This window comes from Chryseosolibacter indicum, assembly GCF_018598585.1.
GTDB lineage: Bacteria > Bacteroidota > Bacteroidia > Cytophagales > Cyclobacteriaceae > Chryseosolibacter > Chryseosolibacter indicus.
The window spans coordinates 21324-39596 of sequence record NZ_JAHESD010000027.1; the positions used below are offsets into that span (position 1 = coordinate 21324).

The 18273-nt window shown below is 38.7% G+C and carries 16 protein-coding genes; 8 read left to right on the top strand and 8 right to left on the bottom strand.

The features are described from left to right. Positions 1–21 precede the first annotated feature (21 nt). The 3 genes from KK060_RS12950 to KK060_RS12960 all read right to left on the bottom strand — a co-directional run bounded on the left by KK060_RS12950 (position 22) and on the right by KK060_RS12960 (position 4451). Positions 22–1944: a peptidylprolyl isomerase gene (locus KK060_RS12950; protein ID WP_254154162.1), complete on the bottom strand. Its 1923-nt coding sequence runs from the start codon at positions 1942–1944 to the stop codon at positions 22–24. 156 nt (positions 1945–2100) lie between these two features. Then, positions 2101–4221 (bottom strand): ferrous iron transport protein B, encoded by a 2121-nt coding sequence (gene feoB / locus KK060_RS12955; RefSeq protein ID WP_254154163.1) that lies wholly within the window; start codon positions 4219–4221, stop codon positions 2101–2103. Next, positions 4221–4451 carry a FeoA family protein gene (locus KK060_RS12960; protein WP_367397485.1) on the bottom strand — a complete coding sequence of 77 codons (231 nt, stop codon included), beginning with the start codon at positions 4449–4451 and terminating at the stop codon, positions 4221–4223. Before KK060_RS12960 ends, feoB begins: the two co-directional genes overlap by 1 nt. 405 nt (positions 4452–4856) lie before the next feature. Here KK060_RS12960 and KK060_RS12965 point away from each other — a divergent pair, with 405 nt between their 5' ends. After that, positions 4857–5027 (top strand): hypothetical protein, encoded by a 171-nt coding sequence (locus KK060_RS12965; RefSeq protein ID WP_254154164.1) that lies wholly within the window; start codon positions 4857–4859, stop codon positions 5025–5027. Positions 5028–5041: 14 nt separating this feature from the next. On the opposite strand, the gene KK060_RS12970 is transcribed toward KK060_RS12965, so the two are convergent. Both KK060_RS12970 and KK060_RS12975 read right to left on the bottom strand, forming a co-directional pair. Further along, the gene (locus tag KK060_RS12970; RefSeq protein WP_254154165.1) at positions 5042–7480 is read right to left on the bottom strand and encodes a bifunctional UDP-N-acetylmuramoyl-tripeptide:D-alanyl-D-alanine ligase/alanine racemase; all 2439 of its coding nucleotides are present in this window, start codon (positions 7478–7480) and stop codon (positions 5042–5044) included. Positions 7481–7492: 12 nt separating this feature from the next. Beyond that, positions 7493–7822 (bottom strand): tRNA-binding protein, encoded by a 330-nt coding sequence (locus KK060_RS12975; protein WP_254154166.1) that lies wholly within the window; start codon positions 7820–7822, stop codon positions 7493–7495. Positions 7823–7997: 175 nt separating this feature from the next. On the opposite strand from KK060_RS12975, the gene KK060_RS12980 reads away from it, so the two are divergent. From KK060_RS12980 to KK060_RS12995, 4 genes are all read left to right on the top strand, one after another. Continuing rightward, positions 7998–8399, top strand: a complete 402-nt coding sequence (locus KK060_RS12980) for a hypothetical protein (protein WP_254154167.1) — start codon at positions 7998–8000, stop codon at positions 8397–8399. A 93-nt stretch (positions 8400–8492) separates the two neighbouring features. Further along, the gene (locus KK060_RS12985) at positions 8493–10844 is read left to right on the top strand and encodes a TonB-dependent receptor (protein ID WP_254154168.1); all 2352 of its coding nucleotides are present in this window, start codon (positions 8493–8495) and stop codon (positions 10842–10844) included. A 21-nt stretch (positions 10845–10865) separates the two neighbouring features. Next, positions 10866–11471 (top strand): hypothetical protein, encoded by a 606-nt coding sequence (locus tag KK060_RS12990; protein ID WP_254154169.1) that lies wholly within the window; start codon positions 10866–10868, stop codon positions 11469–11471. Between the two features lie 301 nt (positions 11472–11772). Further along, positions 11773–12999: an acetyltransferase domain-containing protein gene (locus KK060_RS12995; protein ID WP_254154170.1), complete on the top strand. Its 1227-nt coding sequence runs from the start codon at positions 11773–11775 to the stop codon at positions 12997–12999. Positions 13000–13019: 20 nt separating this feature from the next. On the opposite strand, the gene KK060_RS13000 is transcribed toward KK060_RS12995, so the two are convergent. After that, positions 13020–13763, bottom strand: a complete 744-nt coding sequence (locus KK060_RS13000) for a 1-(5-phosphoribosyl)-5-[(5-phosphoribosylamino)methylideneamino]imidazole-4-carboxamide isomerase (RefSeq protein ID WP_254154171.1) — start codon at positions 13761–13763, stop codon at positions 13020–13022. A gap of 145 nt (positions 13764–13908) precedes the next feature. Here KK060_RS13000 and KK060_RS13005 point away from each other — a divergent pair, with 145 nt between their 5' ends. Then, on the top strand, positions 13909–15495 hold the full coding sequence (locus tag KK060_RS13005) for a hypothetical protein (RefSeq protein ID WP_254154172.1): 1587 nt from the start codon (positions 13909–13911) through the stop codon (positions 15493–15495). A gap of 20 nt (positions 15496–15515) precedes the next feature. Here KK060_RS13005 and KK060_RS13010 read toward each other — a convergent pair whose 3' ends face one another. Further along, positions 15516–16088 carry a DUF2911 domain-containing protein gene (locus KK060_RS13010; protein ID WP_254154173.1) on the bottom strand — a complete coding sequence of 191 codons (573 nt, stop codon included), beginning with the start codon at positions 16086–16088 and terminating at the stop codon, positions 15516–15518. 118 nt (positions 16089–16206) lie between these two features. Between KK060_RS13010 and KK060_RS25050 the strand changes: the two genes are divergently transcribed. Together KK060_RS25050 and KK060_RS13015 are read left to right on the top strand one after the other, a co-directional pair. Beyond that, a complete protein-coding gene (locus KK060_RS25050) occupies positions 16207–16329 on the top strand; it encodes a hypothetical protein (protein WP_267293366.1) in 123 nt (40 codons plus the stop codon). A 235-nt stretch (positions 16330–16564) separates the two neighbouring features. Then, positions 16565–17797, top strand: coding sequence for an aspartyl protease family protein (locus tag KK060_RS13015; protein WP_254154174.1), 1233 nt, complete (start codon positions 16565–16567; stop codon positions 17795–17797). Here KK060_RS13015 and KK060_RS13020 read toward each other — a convergent pair. Continuing rightward, complete coding sequence (locus tag KK060_RS13020) at positions 17794–18264, bottom strand: hypothetical protein (RefSeq protein ID WP_254154175.1); 471 nt, start codon at positions 18262–18264, stop codon at positions 17794–17796. The genes KK060_RS13015 and KK060_RS13020 overlap by 4 nt on opposite strands. Positions 18265–18273: the final 9 nt, after the last annotated feature.

Here is an 18273-nt window from a genome sequence, read left to right on the forward strand (position 1 = left end):
AATTTAATTAGCAATTCGGTTTTACTTTGACTTGGCAATCTCTACGTCTGTGATTACGTCACCAACCTCAATACGATGTACCAAGTCCATTCCCTCAACAACTTCTGCAAAAATTGTATATCGGCCGTCTAAATGGGGTGTTGGAGAATGGGTTATAAACCATTGTGTTCCCTCGGTATCCTTTCCGGCTGAGGCCATGCCGACACTTCCTGTTTTGTATTTACGTGTGGTAAACTCTGATCTTATAGAATAGTCTTCACTTCCCCAACCATCACCGCGATTGCAGCCTCCCTGGATTACAAAGTTTGGAACTACACGATGGAAGGGCTTTCCGTCAAAGTAATTGCTTTGCGCAAGCTTTACAAAGTTAGCTACAGAACCTGGGGCTTCATCTGTTAGCAATTGTATTCTTACATTTCCTTTTGTGGTTTTTACTATTGCTTCCTGATTGTTCTTGATGTTCTTAATGAAGTCCCAATCAATGGGGTGGTTAAACTCATTTACAACAGGTTTCGCCTTTCTTCTTTCAAAATACGCTATCGCTTTCTCGACGGGCTGAAGTGCTTCGTTATCTTTTGGAAGGCTTAATTTTTTAGCCCCCTCAGCCAAAAAAGAAAAGTCCTTTACAGTGCTCCTGTAATTATTTAAAGAATCAGCAAGGGGTTCAGCAAGAATGCCTATCACTGCAGCGTCAACCTTTTGTTTTAACATCTCCTCTTTACAAACTTCGGCATACTTTGCTTTCAGGCTCTGATTAAAATCTTTTTGTTGATGCAAATTTGCAAGAGCACTGGCAGCAGATGTGCGAACAACAGCTGTGTCAGCCGAAAGTTTTTCTTGGATAAAATCAAAAGCAGAAATTGAATTCTGTAAAGAAGAAATTAATGAAGCTTGAGCATATGGATTGATGCTTTGATTTATCGATTGTTTTACTTCTTCGATAAGCGATTTGTTGTCACTAACTTTAATCGCAGCTTCAAATAGGTTCGCTTTAATTCTCCAGTTTTCAATTCTCCCTGTTAAATTAGAAAGTTCAATCCAGTTATCTTTTGTTGCTACTGCTTTAATCACTTCAGATGCCGCAATTCCAACATTGGGGTTGTTATTGTAAAGGGCAGCATATAAGATGGATTTTGTATTTTCTATAGGAAAGCTCCTAAGGGCATATAAAGCATTTACCTTAACCCTGAAGTCGCGTTCAGAATCAATAATCTCTTTTAGTGTCTTTACAACAGCAGGATCTTTAGCTTTACGCAGCGCTGATGCCGCCGCCATTCTTACTTCAGCAGAACGATCATTTAACGCAGATTGTGAAATTGATTTCGTGTATATACCGAGATCTTTTGCTCCTCTTGCAAAATAGTGCGCTGCAATTAAGCGTACAGATTCATTCAGATTTTCGCTTAAAAGAATAGAAGCAATCCTGTTGGCTGTAGTATCTGTCTTCCCATTTAATCCTGCCCGGTAAATAGATAAGGATAACCCCTCGTTTCCATTTGTGTCTTTTAACAATGTGGGCTGAATGAGCTCCCACTTAACGGTTCTTTTGCCGTAAGCTTCAAGTAATTCATTCAGAACAACATTGTTCTTTTCTTTCATTATTGCTCCAAGCAATATTCTTTCACTTTCTTTTGAAGGTGTTTGCCCTATAGCAAAAGCAGCTGCTTTTCGCACCGAAGTAGAGGGTTCGTTAAATAGAAGCTTGCCAATATGATGTAACGCTGCACTGTCTTGAATTGAACCAAAAGCGAGTACGGCTTCTTTTCGATAAGTAGAATCTTCCTGGCTAAAATATCGGTATAAACTGTCCGAAAGTCTCTTGTCTTTGTAGTCGTAAATTTTCTTTATCTCGGTGTCCGAGAACTTATTTACACCATCAGATTTTTTACCACAAGCAATAACCAGGCTGAGCAACAGCAGCAGGGGAAAGAACTTTTTAAACATTTATTGTCAGATTAGAGAGGGTTCTGTCATTGCAACACGAGCTACTTCGTAATTCGATGGTGAATAGAAGAAGTGGTTTTTCTTTTACTGCATACGACTATCTGCCTCAGATAATTTCCTGTAAAGATAATAAAGTTATTGGAGCAATTCGGATGCTTATGATAACAGCTGGTAAACAGCAAAGGCAGATAGATATGCCAATGCAGTCATATATAGGAGTTGAAGCAAAGGCCATTTCCATCCTTTTGTTTCCCGATACACCACAGCCAATGTGCTCATGCATTGCATGGCGAAAGTATAGAATATCAGTAATGAAAAACCTGTTGCAGGTGTAAAGCGAGGATTACCTGTTTCCGGATCTACCTCTTTGGCTAACCGCTCTTTAATTGTATCCTGATCGTCTTCATTTACACTTCCTATACTGTATATCGTGGCGATGGTTCCAACAAAAACTTCCCTTGCAGCAAAAGAGGTTAAAAGTGCAATTCCGATTTTCCAATCGTAACCAAGCGGTTTAATCACCGGCTCTATTGCTTTTCCGATTACACCCGCGTATGAATTCTCAAGCTTATACGCTGCAACCCTATCTTCAAGCCCTTGCTCTGTTAACCTTAAATTAGCTGATTGTGAAAGCACTGTTTCTCTTGCATTCTCTAATCTATCACCAGGGCCGTAGCTGGCTAGTACCCATAGAACAATTGAGATAGCAAGTATTACTTTACCAGCTTCAAATACAAATGCTTTTGTTTTTTCGACAATTGTATAGCCAACGTTTGACCACCGTGGTACGCGGTAGGCAGGTAGCTCCATGATTAAGAAGCTTCTTTCTTTAACCTTAATAAGCAATTTCATAACCCAGGCAGATCCTATTGCAGCAACAAATCCTAACAGGTAAAGTCCCATAAGTGCAAGACCCTGTAGATTAAAAAAACCAATAGCCCTGTCGGGAGGAATAATTAAAGCGATGAGAATAGTAAAAACCGGAAGCCTGGCCGAACAACTGATAAGAGGCGTTACGAAAATAGTGATTGTTCTTTCCTTCCAGTTATCGATGGTACGGGTTGCCATAATAGCAGGAATTGCGCATGCAACGCCCGACATTAAAGGCACTACACTCTTCCCATTTAAACCAAATTTTCGCATGATCTTATCCATTAGAAATACCACGCGTGCCATGTACCCTGATTCTTCCAGAATCGCGATAAACGCAAACAGAATGGCAATCTGCGGAATAAAGATTAGTATACCGCCAATACCAGGAATAATACCTTCAGCAATTAAACTTGTAAGCGGACCCTCAGGCAATGCGTTCTTAACAAAACCACTAAAATCCGCAAACAATGTATCGATCATATCCATCGGCAACGTTGCCCAGGCAAAAATTGATTGGAAGATCAAAAACAGAAGTCCGAAGAAGATAACATAACCCCACACTTTATGTGTAAGTATCTTATCAAGCTTGTTGGAATATTGCTTCCATGAATTATCACCTTGTTTTAGCGTTACCTGGTTCAGAAGATCCTGTATAATACTGTAACGCTGGATGGTCTCCGCTCCCTGAAATTTTCCGGGGAAGAAATTATATCCAGTTCTTATTGCACCAACTACATGTTGGTCTGAAGCTGACAGAAATTTTAGCGACTTTGGTTGTTCAAGAAATTGGTAGGCTTCATAATCGTTATCTACCTTCAATTTCTCACGTAGTTCCTGTACGGCAGGTTTAGCGTCATCCCATACTGAAAAAATAGGCTTTGGTGAGGGCGCTAAAGGCTGAAGGAAGGCACGTTTAAGTTCTTCTAATCCTATTCCGTTTCTCGCATTTATAGGAATAACAGGAATACCAAGTTTAGAAGATAGCGCCTTTAGGTCATAGCTGATGCCTGACTTCACAGCCAGATCCATCATGTTTAATGCAAGAATTACGGGCAGGCCGATGTCTATTATCTGCGTAACAAGTAAAAGACTTCTTTTAAGATTGGTGGCATCAGCAATGACAACGATCTTGTCGGGCGTCGATGCCGAATGATGGTCGAGCAGAATTTCAGCAACTATTTGCTCGTCTAAACTCCTGGGATAAATGCTGTAAATGCCGGGAAGGTCTACAATCTCAACAATGCTTTGATCTGGCAGCGAACAAATACCCGATTTCTTATCGACTGTTACCCCTGGAAAATTGCCAATCTTCTGATTAAGACCAGTCAAATGGTTAAAGAGAGATGATTTTCCTGCATTGGGATTCCCGAGCAATGCAATTTTCTGCCGCTTTATCTCTGACATTACTGAACGATTGAAATGGTTGCTGCCTCCTCAAGTCTTAAAGACAGCTCATAACCAGATACACTGATGCAAATAGGATCGCCAAACGGAGCAGTAAAATTAAATCGAACAGGTACACCAGGAAGGCATCCCATCTCCATCAACTTCACGGAAATGTATTCGTCTTTGAAACCAGCAATTATTGCTACTTCACCTGGCTTCATTTGCGCGACACTTTTGGTTGAACTCAATTCTGGTTATTTAGATTAATTACAAACAAGGCAAAGATATGGGTGGTTCCATTCACAAACAATGATTTTTATCAAAGGATTCTACTTTAGCGTAGATATTGTGTAGCATTAGTTAATACAAGAAGAGTCCTATGCTTACTCGTACAGGTACCATGGGGAATCAGTATGGGGACCGAGTAGCTTTCATGGTGATAGGGTAATGATAGGGTGGTCGTTCGGTGGAACAAGGGAAAAAGGGCCCTTTTACGGTTAAAAACCGTATTTAGGCTGAAAAAAGGCTGAATCTGCACTGATTATCCATAGAACCTGTACTGAACGCAGACTAGTCTGCCATGGTAGATCACTGATAAGTCATTTAGAAGGTTTTAAAGGGATTGAAAGAATTAATAGTTTTAAAAGTAACTTATGGAAAAGAAAGAAAAAGAGGAGAATGATGCTCCGAAATCTGAAAAGCATCAGAAAGAGGTGGAAGAGAAAAAACAAGAAAAACAGAATGATGCCGATGAAGGAGAAAATCCTTTCGACTTCGGAGGTATGCCTCAACGCGATTTAAAGAAAAACCTGGGCTGTGGATAGAGCAGAAAAAAACTTTAGATTCCTTCAGCTACAAATACTCTTTTCACGCGCTCGCTCGTGCTTGTGAGAATTTCGTATGGGATGGTATTGATACGATTGGCTACATCATGTATCGAAAACTCCTTTCCAAAGATAATCACCTCATCTCCTTCACGTGCATCTATACCAGTAACATCAACCATTGTCATATCCATACATACATTGCCAACCACTGATGCCATTTTCCCATTTATTAAAACCTTTCCGATACCGCGGCTAAATGCGCGGCTAAAACCATCGGCATATCCAATGGCAATGGTGGCAATCCTCATTTCTTTTTCTGCATTTCCTCTTCTTCCATAACCAATAGATTCACCTGCAGGAATGGTCTTAATTTGCGATATAAACGTTTTTAATGTTGCTACAGGTTTTAGCGCTCCAATTCTTTCTTGTGTTGGATCTACACCGTAAAGCCCTATGCCTAATCTAACCATGTCAAACTGCATTTCCGGAAGTCTGAGGATACCCGGAGAGTTTAAAAGATGATACAAAGGCTTAGCAGGCAAAATGGAAGAAACGTCATTTGCTAATCTGAAAAACTTTTCTCCTTGCTGCTTTGAGAATTGATCATGCATGGCTTCATCAGCGCCTGCCAAGTGGCTGAATATGCTGGCCACTGTTATATTCTGGTGTTTAATCAGAAGGCCTTTTAGTTCTTCAATGTCTCCCTCATCAAAACCAAGACGGTGCATGCCCGTGTCTAGTTTTAAATGAATTGTACTTTCTCTCCCATCAAGAAAGTTTAAGTAGGAATGAAAAATCTTAAAGCTATAAATCTCAGGTTCCAGGTGGTGACCAATAAGTTTGTTGAAACTATCTTCAGAAGGATTCATTACCATAATGGGTAAAGAAATATTATTCTTTCTTAGTTCTATTCCTTCATCTGCATAGGCAACACCCAGGTAATCTACTTTATGAAACTGCAGGAGGTTGGCTATTTCAGTGCTTCCGCTTCCATAAGCAAAGGCTTTAACCATCACCATAATTTTTGTAGATGGCTTAATGCGTGACTTAAAAAAATTCAGATTATGAACAACGGCGTTCAAATCAATCTCCATCACAGTGCCATGCACTTTGCGTTGCAGCTTATTGACAATCTTTTCGAATTGGAAAGGCCTTGCTCCCTTAACCAGTATAATTTCGTTTTGAAGTTTGGTCTCATCAAAGTCTGTAAGAAAGGCCTCCGTACTTTCAAAGAAAGTAGAGGAGGAGGGAAAGTACTTCTTATGCTTGCTTAGTAATTCACCTATTCCTACAAAGAAGTCTACTTTTCTACGTGCGATTACTTCTGCAATCTTTTTTACTAGATCTTCATCAGGCAAGCCCGATTGTAGTACATCGGATAATATTATGCGCTTTGTTTTCTTTTGATGCTGATTAGCCAGAAACTCCGTGCTGATTTGCAAACCCGCCAGGTCGTTATTATAAGTATCGTCAATAATCTGGCACTGGTTGATCCCTTCTTTCAATTCCAGACGCATGGGAATCGAGCGAAGCATAGCAATGCGATTATTAATTTCTTTTAAATCAAACTTCAAATAAATCAACAATGCGACGCAATGCAGGCAATTCTCAACCGATGCGCTATCTGTAAAAGGAATAGTAATGCGTTCCTGTTCATTTTGATAACTGATCAGAAAGTAATTACCATCTTTACGAATGATTATATCTGCATTGTTGCTAAAGCCCCAGCTCAGTAGCTTTTTATTTGATCGAACGGCAACCTCATCAATCAATAGATGGTCCTTGCAATAAATTACGATTGTGGAGTTTTCGAATAACTTGAATTTTTCTTCAGCTTTTTGCTTTCGGCTTTCAAAACCTTCGTCATGTGCCGACCCTAGATTCGAGAATATACCTACGGTTGGTTGTATAATTTTTGCAAGTTTTTCCATCTCCGCAGGCTCTGAAATACCGGCTTCAAATAAGCCTAATTGATGATATGGTTGCAGTTGCCATACCGATAAAGGAACACCCAACTGTGAGTTATAGCTACCAGGGTTCTTGGCAATCTTGTAATCAGGCGATAATAACTGATAGAGCCATTCTTTAATGATTGTTTTTCCATTACTGCCTGTGATTCCTACAACAGGGATGTTGTAATTGCTTCTATGCGCTGAAGCAATAGCCTGAATTGCATGAATAGAAGATTCTACCAAGAGGATGTTGCAACCCGCAAGTGTACTTAACCCTGCTATTTCACATTCTATTACAAATTGTCTTATCCCTTGATTGTATAGATCTTTGATGTATAAATGACCATCGTGATGAGGGCCCTTTATTGCAAAGAAGACAGAGCCTTCTACATTGCTTCCTTTCCTGCTATCTGTAATAAGATTGGTGATAAGCTGGTTCTGATCCATGGATAAAACGGAACCATTTGTTAAAGCAGGAAGATCTGAAAACCAAATCATAGATCACTATAGTCAAAATAATTTAGCGCCGTCAGGTACCGGCTTATCTGGAGTACAAAGAACTACGTTTCCTTTCTCATCAGGAAACCCCGTAACGAGTACCTCTGACATAAAGTTGGCAATTTGCTTGGGAGGAAAATTGGTAACACAGACTACTTGTTTGCCTACCAGGCCTTCAGGATTGTAATGTGTTGTTATTTGAGCACTGGATTTTTTAACTCCCATTTCCCCTAAATCTATCCACAGCTTAATGGCTGGTTTTTTTACTTCAGCAAATATCTCTGCTTTAATTACTGTACCGATTCTGATATCTATTTTTGAAAAATCTTCCCAAGAGATCATACTGCTTTAAATAACGGACGAAAAGTAGTCAGAAACATGCGAAATGCAATTTAAAGTGCTCTTAACTACCTGATTTCGATAGTTTAATCAATAAATAATGTTTGTATTACCGCTTTATTTCGTACTTTGCTGAAACAAAAAACAAAATGCTGGTGTTTAAACAATTTACCGAATAATGAAGGTTCAGCTCTCATATATCGTTTCATTGCTTTTCTTAAGTTCCTTAAGCAGCTTTGTGTATGCACAAGACGGTGGAATGCAGGATATTGAAATGACGGTTGAGGTAGTAGACAGAGATCGCATTATATCTTCTTCTTCCGGTGAATCTGGTTCTCGTTATACGCCCAGAACTTCTTATTCTTCCAATAAAGATTCTGTTGGTTCAAACTCACAAAACAACGCCCCCTCATCACCCGTTACGCCAGCACCAGCAACTAACAATAAAGCTCAAAAGCCAGCCGCTAACCAAAAAGCGCCCGCCGACAAGCACGCAAAAGAGAAAGATGACTCTATCCTTTCTTTTAATTTTCTCTATTATATAATTGAGAAGTACAAACTTCAGGACATCGTAGACTAACATTTATTGTTAGCTACAGAGGTTTATTTATTTCCTTTTCTATATTTGCAACACAGTTGCATTTAAATGAAGAGGCTCTTTTTAATTTTTATTTTGATTTTGTCTTCTGATTTGTTGCCTGGGCAACCTTGCAATAAACGTATTGAAGGCGAAATACTGTCTGATGAAGGTAAGTTCTTGCCTCAGGCTACTGTTAAGATCGTTAATACAGAACAAACTGTGCTTACCGCTGATGACGGGAGTTTTATTTTCGATCATTTATGCCAGGATAGAGTTCAAATCCTGGTGTCGTACGTTGGTTTCAGTAATATAACCATAACGCTCGACCTACCCATTAAAAGAAAAATCAACATTATACTTCAACGGGCGCAAAAAGTTTTAGATGATGTTATTGTTGAAGGCGAACAACTTCGGAGGGGCGCATCTCAGACTTCTGCTATTTTGAGTAGAGAAGATTTAGCCGGTCTTCATGGCAAACCCCTGGGTGAGTCGTTAAAAGAAATACCAGGAGTAAATGCACTTCAAACTGGTCCGGCAATATTTAAACCTGTAATTCATGGCTTGCACAGTCAACGGATAATGGTGTTAAATAATGGCATTCGCCAAGAAGGTCAGCAGTGGGGTGTTGAACATGCACCGGAAATTGATCCGTTTATTGCATCAGAAATTGAAGTTGTTAAGGGATCTGAAACTGTAAGATATGGCTCCGATGCCATTGGAGGAGTTATCATAGTTAATCCCCCGGCTTTGCATCCTACAGAAAAAATAGGAGGTGAATTTAATGTTGGCCTTGTAAGCAATAACCGGATGGGTGTGTTTTCAGGAATGATGGAAGGAGGTATCAAGCCTTGGAGACATTGTAGCTGGCGTGTTCAGGGCTCGTTTAAAAAGGGTGGCGACTATCATACACCTGACTATAACTTATCTAACACTGGCATTGAAGAGTATAACTTTTCTGCCGCATTAGGCTTTGAGCACGATCATCATGGAGGTGAAATCTACATAAGTAGTTTTAATACCGCAATTGGTATACTTCGCGCAGCACATACAGGAAATAACGAAGATCTACAACGTTCTATAGTAAGTGAACGCCCATGGTATATTAAAGATTTTACCTACGATATTAATAATCCACGTCAAAACATAAGGCACTATCTTGTTAAAGTTAAGGCGTACGAACAGATACGAAATTTAGGAAGACTGAATATTCAATATGGCGGGCAGTTCAATCAACGTGAAGAGTTTGATATCAGAAGAGGTGATAACAACACAAGACCCGCGCTTTCACTGGGCCTTTTTAGCAATGTTGTTGATGTTACACTGGATCATGAGAAGGGGCACCACAGCGGGAGCATCGGCATAAATGGAACTTTGAAGTCTAATAAAAATGATACGCAAGAAACAGGTATTGTAGCTTTGATACCAGATTATAATCAACTCGCTTCAGGTATTTTTGTATTCGAAAAGTTGAAGTTTAATAAATGGGTTTTGGAAGCTGGAGGAAGGTATGATTATCAACATCTACTTGTTAAGACATTTCAGAACAGAACGCTTCTAAAACCTGAATTTAATTTTCATTACTTCTCTGGCAACTTAGGCGCCACTTATAATTGGACACCATCATGGAGAATTATTGTTAACGCTGGCTATTCTACCAGGCCACCACATGTAAGTGAACTTTACAGTGAAGGACTTCATCATGGCACAGCTTCAATTGAAGAAGGGCTTATGTTAAAAGAGGGTGTAAAGATCACGGACCACTCGCACGTTAAAGAAGAGATTTCAAAAAAGATAATAGGAACATTGCAGCATACAAAGGAGAACCTCTCACTAGACTTTTCTTTGTACTATAACGATATTGATAACTATGTTTATTTGCGTCCTTACGAAACACGTCTTACCAACCGGGGAAACTTCCCAGCCTTTCAATACCGACAAAACAACGCTGTATTAACAGGAAGTGATGTTAGTCTGAAGTATACATTTAGTGAGAAAATAACTTACAAGTTAAAAGGGTCTTATCTGTACGCCAAGGATAGAGATAACGACGACGTTTTGCCTTTTATTCCTCCAGCTCAAATTGAAAATGGTGTAAGCTTCAATGTTAACTCAAATAGGATTAAAGATTTAATCATCAGTGTTAATCTTCCCTATACGTTTAAGCAAATACGTGCGCCAAAGGTTGTATACCCATTGGACCTGGATTCTGAAACTGTACAGGGTAAAAATTTTGATTTTGCTCCTGCACCTGCGGGCTACTTGTTGGTAAACGCATCAGTTTCATTTAAAATTCCTGTAAAAGAAAATACCCTAACGTTCTCGTTATCCACTGAAAATGTTTTCAATGAAGTATATCGTAACTATATGAATAGATTGCGATACTACAGCGATGAGATAGGCAGGAATTTTTCTTTACGGTTGTCTTATAACTTCTTACAACATTAACACTTAATAAACCTGATAAAAATGAACTCACAAAAAACACAACTTATTATGCCTACTCCAAAACAGATTTTGGCTTATATTTTTCTATTTGCAACATTGTTGCTCTCGTGCAGTGATGATGATCCGGAGCCAGTGAATGAAGAAGAGTTGATCACTACAGTAGTATTGGTTTTTCAACCGCTCAATGCAACAGGAAATCCTGAAGGAAATGCTTCCGTATTTTCATGGATAGATAGAGATGAGGACGGACCTATTGTACCTGTAATCAGCGATATCACGTTGTCATCAAACACTACTTATAAGTTAACTGTTCAATTATTAAATGAATCTGTAAATCCGGCCGTAAACATCAGCGAGGAAGTGTTAGAGGAGGGAACAGAACATCAATTCTTTTTTGGGAGAAGCAACGGTCTCAATCTTAACGTAACATATGCAGACAACGACAAAGATGGTTTACCCGTAGGATTAACTAACAATGCTACTACTGGCAATGCAAGTACCGGAGAGTTTACTGTTACTTTAAGACATGAGCCGCAAAAAAATGCATCTGGAGTAAAAAGTGGAGACATTACCAATGCAGGTGGTGAAACGGATGTACAGGTAAGTTTTCCAGTAACAATTAATTGAATGTTCTGTTAATTAATTTTTAAATACGTTGTGAAGTGTAAGAGGCTGTCACTATAAAAGTGCAGCCTTTTTTAATCGGAATTAAAATCGTCTACGATCGTAATCGAGTAGATCTACCTTTTTTTGAATCAGTTATTAGAGGTTCTTCTTTATAGCAAGAAGTGGGTTGAATAGTTATTGTTACAACGCGAGTTTTGTTCTTGCTCCAACACAAAAACTGATATGATTAATTTACTTCGATGTGATATGGAGATAAACACAATTTGTTTCTCAATTTTGTTATTCATATTTTATTTCATCTATGTCTAGTGTAGCTATTCACGTTGTTCCTTCTTCTCAAACTGTGTTGGGCCAAAAGCAATTGAACCGCGTTCAATCTATTGATTTACTTAGAGGTGTGGTGATGATAATTATGGCACTGGATCATGTGCGTGATTACTTTCATGCAGATGCCTTTTTTTACAATCCATTAGATCTGGAAAAGACAAGTATCGCACTGTTTTTTACAAGATGGATCACACACTTATGTGCTCCCGTATTTGTTTTTTTGGCGGGTACTTCTGCTTTTCTTGTTGGTAATAAAAAAGGTAAGGCAGAGCTATCAGCATTTCTATTGAAGAGAGGCTTGTGGCTGATTGTGCTTGAGTTTACTGTTATAAATTTTGCATGGTTCTTCAATGCTGAGTTTCCTTTGCTAGCACTTACAGTTATTTGGGCATTGGCAATTGGAATGATTGTATTAAGTGTTGCTATCTATATTCCCTTTAAACTTCTCCTCGCGTTAGGATTTGTGTTAGTAGCAGGGCATAATTTCCTTGATAGCATTCACATTAAAGAAGGCTTTGGTAGTTCTTTAACCTGGTCATTACTCCACGAACAAGGAGGCTTCGCGTTGGGCCACTTCTTTGTTTTTGTAGGTTACCCCATCATACCATGGACTGGCATAATGATTCTTGGTTATTGCTTTGGTAATTTTTACAAGCCTACTTTTGATGCAACACGAAGAAAGAGACTACTCTTGACTATCGGATTACTCATGATAGTTTCATTTTGCATACTTCGTTTATTAAATGTCTATGGTGATCCTTTTCCATGGCAAAGTCAGGGTAATGTTCTTTACACATTTCTGTCTTTTCTAAACGTAACAAAGTATCCACCTTCACTTTTGTATACACTTATTACACTTGGGCCTGCTTTTATTTTTCTTTCTTTTTCTGAGAATTATAATGGTAGGATATCACAATATGTGATCTCACTTGGAAGGGTTCCAATGTTTTACTACATCACTCACTTGTATCTGATTCACATTATAGCTGTAGTCGCTGCCCTTGCCACTGGCTTTGATATTTCTGATATGGTATTTAATACATGGGTTACAGATTCACCTAACCTAAAAAGGTATGGGTTTAATCTGGGTGTTGTATACTTTGTTTGGATAGCCGTAGTTCTATTGCTGTATCCATTATGTCTATGGTACGACAGGTATAAAATTGCAAACAAAGAAAAGTGGTGGCTAAGCTATCTTTAATAAAGAAAGGGGAAGGGGGGTTAGGCCTCCTTCTTGACCAGGAATTGTTCAAGGTCTTTAAGGTTAAGTACTCCTTCGTAATAGGCTTTACCAAAAATAACAGCAAAAATCCCCATGTCGTTTAAGCGTTTGATATCATCAACCCCACGCACGCCGCCGCTGGCTAGTACTGAGATTTGTGGAAATCTTTTTAAGATATCTTCATAGAAATCGAAGGCCGGCCCTTCGAGTACACCATCACGTGAAACGTCAGTTGACTTTACGTATTTTAAACCACGAGAATAGAAGTAATCAAGATGGTCGAATAGAGTGAGCTCTGCTTTTCGTTGCCAACCTCTGAATAACAATTCTTTTGAGTCTTTGTTAATAACATCAGCACCTAAGGTCATTTTTTCCCTGCCATACGAAATAATCCATGAAGCAAATAATTCCGGATCAGTAACAGCAACACTCGCTGCTGTAATATAATCTGCACCGTATTCAAAAGCCTTACTAATGTCTCCGTCAGTTGAAATACCTCCAGTAAAATCAATTTTTAAATCGGTATGGCCACGTATCGCTTCTAATACATGCCAGTTTACCGGGCCTCCTTTTTCAGCTCCGTCAAGATCAACTAAATGAACTACTTCAATACCATGGTCTTCAAATCGCTTTGCTAGATCAAGTGGATTTTCGTCATAAGCCTTCTCACTCGTAGGATCTCCTTTTCGCATTTTTACAACGTTACCCTTACGAATGGCAATGGATGGTATAACCTGAATCATCTGAAGTAGATTTTAGAACAGCTAAATTAAAATACAAAGTCTAAAGATGCATTGAAAACCAGAAAACTAGAAAATAATTTGGATCAAAAGTTGATTATTCATGCTCTTACAATTTATCCGTACCTTTGTATAATCCCGCAATCGTATGAAGTATTTATTTCTTGTATTCGGCCTTTACTTTTCAGCTTTTTATGCAAATGGACAGGCACAAACGCGAAAGTTGTCTTCCAGCATTAATCATCCCTCACTTAATTTGTACTCGCCCTATCTCAGTGCAGACGCTAACGCATTAGTGTTTATCTCCGATAATGCCGAAGATGGTGTATTAACTCCGTTTTATACGTTTCGGGAAGTTAGCGACTGGCGCGAACCTCAGCTGTTTCCAAAACATATACAATCGCGTTTAAATTTTTTACGTGGTTATTCACTCAGTGCGGACGGAAAACGGCTTTACTTCACAACTTTAAAAGGTCCTGGAGTAGGAGGGTTTGACATTTGGTATAGTGATCTGAAAGGAACATCATGGTCAGAGCCAGGAAATTTTGGCTTACCACTCAATACAAAAGCGCATGAAGGCTGTCCAACTTTTACTACGGATGGTAATACAGTTTACTTCATGCGATGCGAAAAGATGGACCAGAATAAAGGTGAAAATTGCAGGATCTTAAAAAGCACAAAAAAACCGAATGGCCAATGGGAAGAACCTGTAGAGTTGCCATCGAATATTAATACCGGAAATTCTCAGACACCAAGAATCATGGCGGATGGAGAAACACTATACTTCTCATCAGATAAATTATCTCCCAAAAAGGGAGGAATGGATCTATATGTTACCAGGCTCGTGAATGGAAAGTGGACAGACCCGAAGCCCCTCGATTTTATTAACACCGACAAAGATGATCAGTATATCAGCGTAGCTGCATTAGGAAGATATATTCTAAAAGATACACAAGGCCCGCGTAAAAATGAGTTGGTTGAATTTCTGATACCTGAATCCCTTAGGCCAAAGGGAATAATGAAGGTAGAGGGGAGTGTTACCGATCCTGCTGGTAAGGCGGTATCCGCTTATATTTCGGCTTTTGATGTTTCGAATAATAAAAGGGTTTATAATGCTAAACCAGCTGCTGATGGATCGTTTTATTTATATCTGAAAGAAGGAAGTAGATATGAAATATCGTTCGATCCGGAGCAAAATAATCTCACCTACTATTCTAGAATCTTTGATTTGAACAATAGCGACAAGATTCCCCAGGTTGAAAAACTAAAAGCAACACTAAAAGCTCTGGTAATTGGCGATGAACTCAATCTGGATAGAGTGCAATTTAATCCTTCTTCAAGTGAACTGATGCTAACAGAGGGGGTAAGCGAATGGAAGCGTTTAGTAAGAGTAATTAATGGAAACCCAAGCTTTAAATTTGATATACAGGTATTGCAAACAGGTTATCTTGAAGATACTATTCCCTCAAACCCTGATTTAACGGAGGCAATTTATGATTCAGTTACCACTCAATATGACGACATTGACTCACTTGGTCAGCTCTATAAAAGAGATACGATAATCGTTAAGACGATCTACCATAATAATCGCACAACCAAACAGGCTAAAGCAATTGCTGATTATCTTATTTCCTTAGGTGCAAGTAAAGATAGGATTAGCTACTTTGGAAATTCTATTCCTGCAACATCTCCAGATAATAGGAGACTTGTTATCAAAGCAGTGGTAAAGAAATAGTGATAAAGAAACAGATTAAGTTATTCTGAGGACATTTGTTTAAAGGTGATGGGAAGAGCCACAAGGGTTTTATCCCACGCGAGTACCATCTCAAGATCTTCACCTGTTTTTTCGAAGGAGATAGTAAACTGTTCAAAAATTTGGTCCTGTTGTACAGAAGAAACATCAATACTCAATACATCCTTTTCAGGTTGCCTGTTTGCTTCTCCCTTTGAATTTATGCCCCATTGGCCATATTCGGAATTAAAAATGACAGTCCAGATTTCTTGTCGTGGAATGGTCCAGAGAGAGTATTTGCCTGCTTTTAAGGTTTTACCTTCAATAATCAGGTCTTTATTGGTTTCAAAAGTAGTGGCTTCATTTGCCCCGGTTCTCCAAACTTTATCATAAGGTACAAGCGCTCCAAATACCTGCCGCTCTTTTTTATAAGGTCTATTGTAAAAAACTTTTATAGAGAGATCATCTTGGGAATAAACAATATTGTCTTCCGGAGAGAAGGATTTTGTTTTTCTTAATTGAACGTATATGACTATAACTGCCAGCACGCCGATGACTGCAATACCTATTAAACTATAAATTACAAACTTTTTCATGGCCCCGAATAAACTAAACTATTGCTTATCAAGAAATTAAACTTAAAAACATTTTTTTAAGTTTCTAATAAAAATTAGTCCAATACACCCTATTTTTACAACTCTAAAATTTAGAAATATGGATTTTGCTTCTTGGTGGCCTTTTTACGTTGTTATTGCTCTTTTTATCCTTGCTATCGTTTCACCATGGATATTCCCAAATAAAATGGTGAGCAAAAACAAGCACGACAACAAGTTCTAAATATCATCTGATTCTATTGCCAAACAACCTATTCTATATAGGTGGCGTGAGCAAGTTGTTAGTACTCCATAACAATGGAGTAACTTAAGCTGGCCTTTACAATATCTCTTTATCTGTTCTTAGATCGCCAGGAGAAGGTATACATAGTTTATACTAACCGCTGCTGCAGGCGCCCTTTCTTTGATATCATAACCTATTAAAAAATTTATCTATATTGAGTGGTGTGTCAGACATTATGACTCGCCTATACACTTTTCTAATAGTAATCATTTTTGCTTGCACCAAAGGCTTTTCGCAGGTGCTCGGTTTTTCTTTGGCGGAAGGAAGAACTAAGGTTCAAATACCAATTGAGATTAATAACAATCTCGTTGTAGTCCCGATAGTTTTAAATGGTGCCCTACCTCTTAAATTCATTCTTGATACGGGCGTACGAACAGCAATTCTCACACAGAAAACCTTTAGTGACATTTTAAATCTCTCTTACTCGAGAAAGTACAGTATCGCAGGCCCTGGAGGAATAAAGGTTGTTGATGCTTATATAACGAATAATGTTTCTCTTGAACTTCCTGGTGTACTTGGCAGGGGCCATGCACTCTTAGTTCTTGATCAGGACTACCTGGAGCTCAGAAATTACCTGGGCACAGACGTGCATGGAATTTTGGGTTATGAGTTATTCAGCAGGTTTATTGTTAAAATCGATTATGAAAAAAAGATTTTAACATTAATGCTTCCGGAAAGATTTAAGCCGAACAAGAAGTATCAAGCGTTGCCTATTCGTATTGAAGATACAAAACCTTACCTCACCACGCCGGTAATATTGGCTGATGGAACCCAACTGACAGCAAAGCTTCTGGTAGATTCAGGCGCAAGCCATGGCCTTATGCTCGATCCCGCATCAGATTCAAGAATTTCTGTTCCGGAAAATACAGTGAGCAGTGTAATTGGAAGAGGTCTGGGCGGAGAAATAACTGGCAGGGTAGGCAGAATAGATAGACTCATACTTGGCAACTTACAACTCCACGGACCCATTACAAATTTCCCTGATCCCAATAGCTACTTCGATAGTTTAAAAGTGGGCTCAGCCCAAAGAAACGGAGCGATTGGAGGTGAAGTCCTTAGCCGTTTTACCGTTGTCTTTAATTTTCCTAAGGAACAAATTTACCTCAAGAAAAATAGTGCCTTTAAAAAGGACTTCCATTACAATTTAAGCGGAATAACAATTAAAGCTAAAGGATCTCGATTAAATGTATTTGAAGTAACAGAAGTCAGAAGACAATCGGTTTCTGATAAAGCTGGGGTTGCCTCTGGTGATATTATTCTTACTGTAAATGGAATTTCTGCATCCGTGCTTACACTAAATCTTATCAATGGATTTTTTAACAACAAACCCGGAAAGAAAATCAAACTTTTGATCGAACGGAACGGTGTAAAAATTCGTAAAGAATTTAGACTTGAAGATCAGATTTAAGAGAATGCCAGTAATGATTTCTTTCTTTTTTGATAGGCTTGAATCAAATATTGCTGTGCTCGCCTAACATGAAGAGAATTGCGTAATGCGCTGTGTAACACTTCTGCTGAAAGATTATTCTTTAGTAGATAATCTAGAATGCCAGATGCACCAAAAGACTCCTGGTAGTTCGAATTTTTCAAAACCGTAATAGGTACGTCTTTTGTTTTATTACTCTGAGAAAGAGCCTGAATAGTTTGTGATAATTCTGCTTTACCAATATTATCATCAATTAAAATAAAATTAGGCTTGAAGCGAATCAAGCGGTCTAATATGCTTTTAACATCAAAAGCGATTTCTGTTACTATCTTTTTCGTTCTAATCTGCTTAAGCTTTGTAAGTACTCCGCTCATTTCTATCGGATTATTGCCTATAAGCAAAACATGAAGTGGCTCAGCACTTTTCGGAATTGTAAACTTTGTATTCATACCAACTAA

Bases quoted from the DNA above. Each gene is read 5' to 3' on its own strand.
- KK060_RS25050 (WP_267293366.1), top strand. From the start codon at position 16,207: ATGGATTTTGCTTCTTGGTGGCCTTTTTACGTTGTTATTGCTCTTTTT.
- KK060_RS12990 (WP_254154169.1), top strand. From the start codon at position 10,866: ATGAACTCACAAAAAACACAACTTATTATGCCTACTCCAAAACAGATT.
- KK060_RS13010 (WP_254154173.1), bottom strand. From the start codon at position 16,088: ATGAAAAAGTTTGTAATTTATAGTTTAATAGGTATTGCAGTCATCGGC.
- KK060_RS12970 (WP_254154165.1), bottom strand. From the start codon at position 7,480: ATGATTTGGTTTTCAGATCTTCCTGCTTTAACAAATGGTTCCGTTTTA.
- KK060_RS13015 (WP_254154174.1), top strand. From the start codon at position 16,565: ATGACTCGCCTATACACTTTTCTAATAGTAATCATTTTTGCTTGCACC.
- feoB (WP_254154163.1), bottom strand. From the start codon at position 4,221: ATGTCAGAGATAAAGCGGCAGAAAATTGCATTGCTCGGGAATCCCAAT.
- KK060_RS12950 (WP_254154162.1), bottom strand. From the start codon at position 1,944: ATGTTTAAAAAGTTCTTTCCCCTGCTGCTGTTGCTCAGCCTGGTTATT.
- KK060_RS13000 (WP_254154171.1), bottom strand. From the start codon at position 13,763: ATGATTCAGGTTATACCATCCATTGCCATTCGTAAGGGTAACGTTGTA.
- KK060_RS12965 (WP_254154164.1), top strand. From the start codon at position 4,857: ATGGAAAAGAAAGAAAAAGAGGAGAATGATGCTCCGAAATCTGAAAAG.
- KK060_RS13005 (WP_254154172.1), top strand. From the start codon at position 13,909: ATGAAGTATTTATTTCTTGTATTCGGCCTTTACTTTTCAGCTTTTTAT.
- KK060_RS12975 (WP_254154166.1), bottom strand. From the start codon at position 7,822: ATGATCTCTTGGGAAGATTTTTCAAAAATAGATATCAGAATCGGTACA.
- KK060_RS12980 (WP_254154167.1), top strand. From the start codon at position 7,998: ATGAAGGTTCAGCTCTCATATATCGTTTCATTGCTTTTCTTAAGTTCC.
- KK060_RS12995 (WP_254154170.1), top strand. From the start codon at position 11,773: ATGTCTAGTGTAGCTATTCACGTTGTTCCTTCTTCTCAAACTGTGTTG.
- KK060_RS13020 (WP_254154175.1), bottom strand. From the start codon at position 18,264: ATGAATACAAAGTTTACAATTCCGAAAAGTGCTGAGCCACTTCATGTT.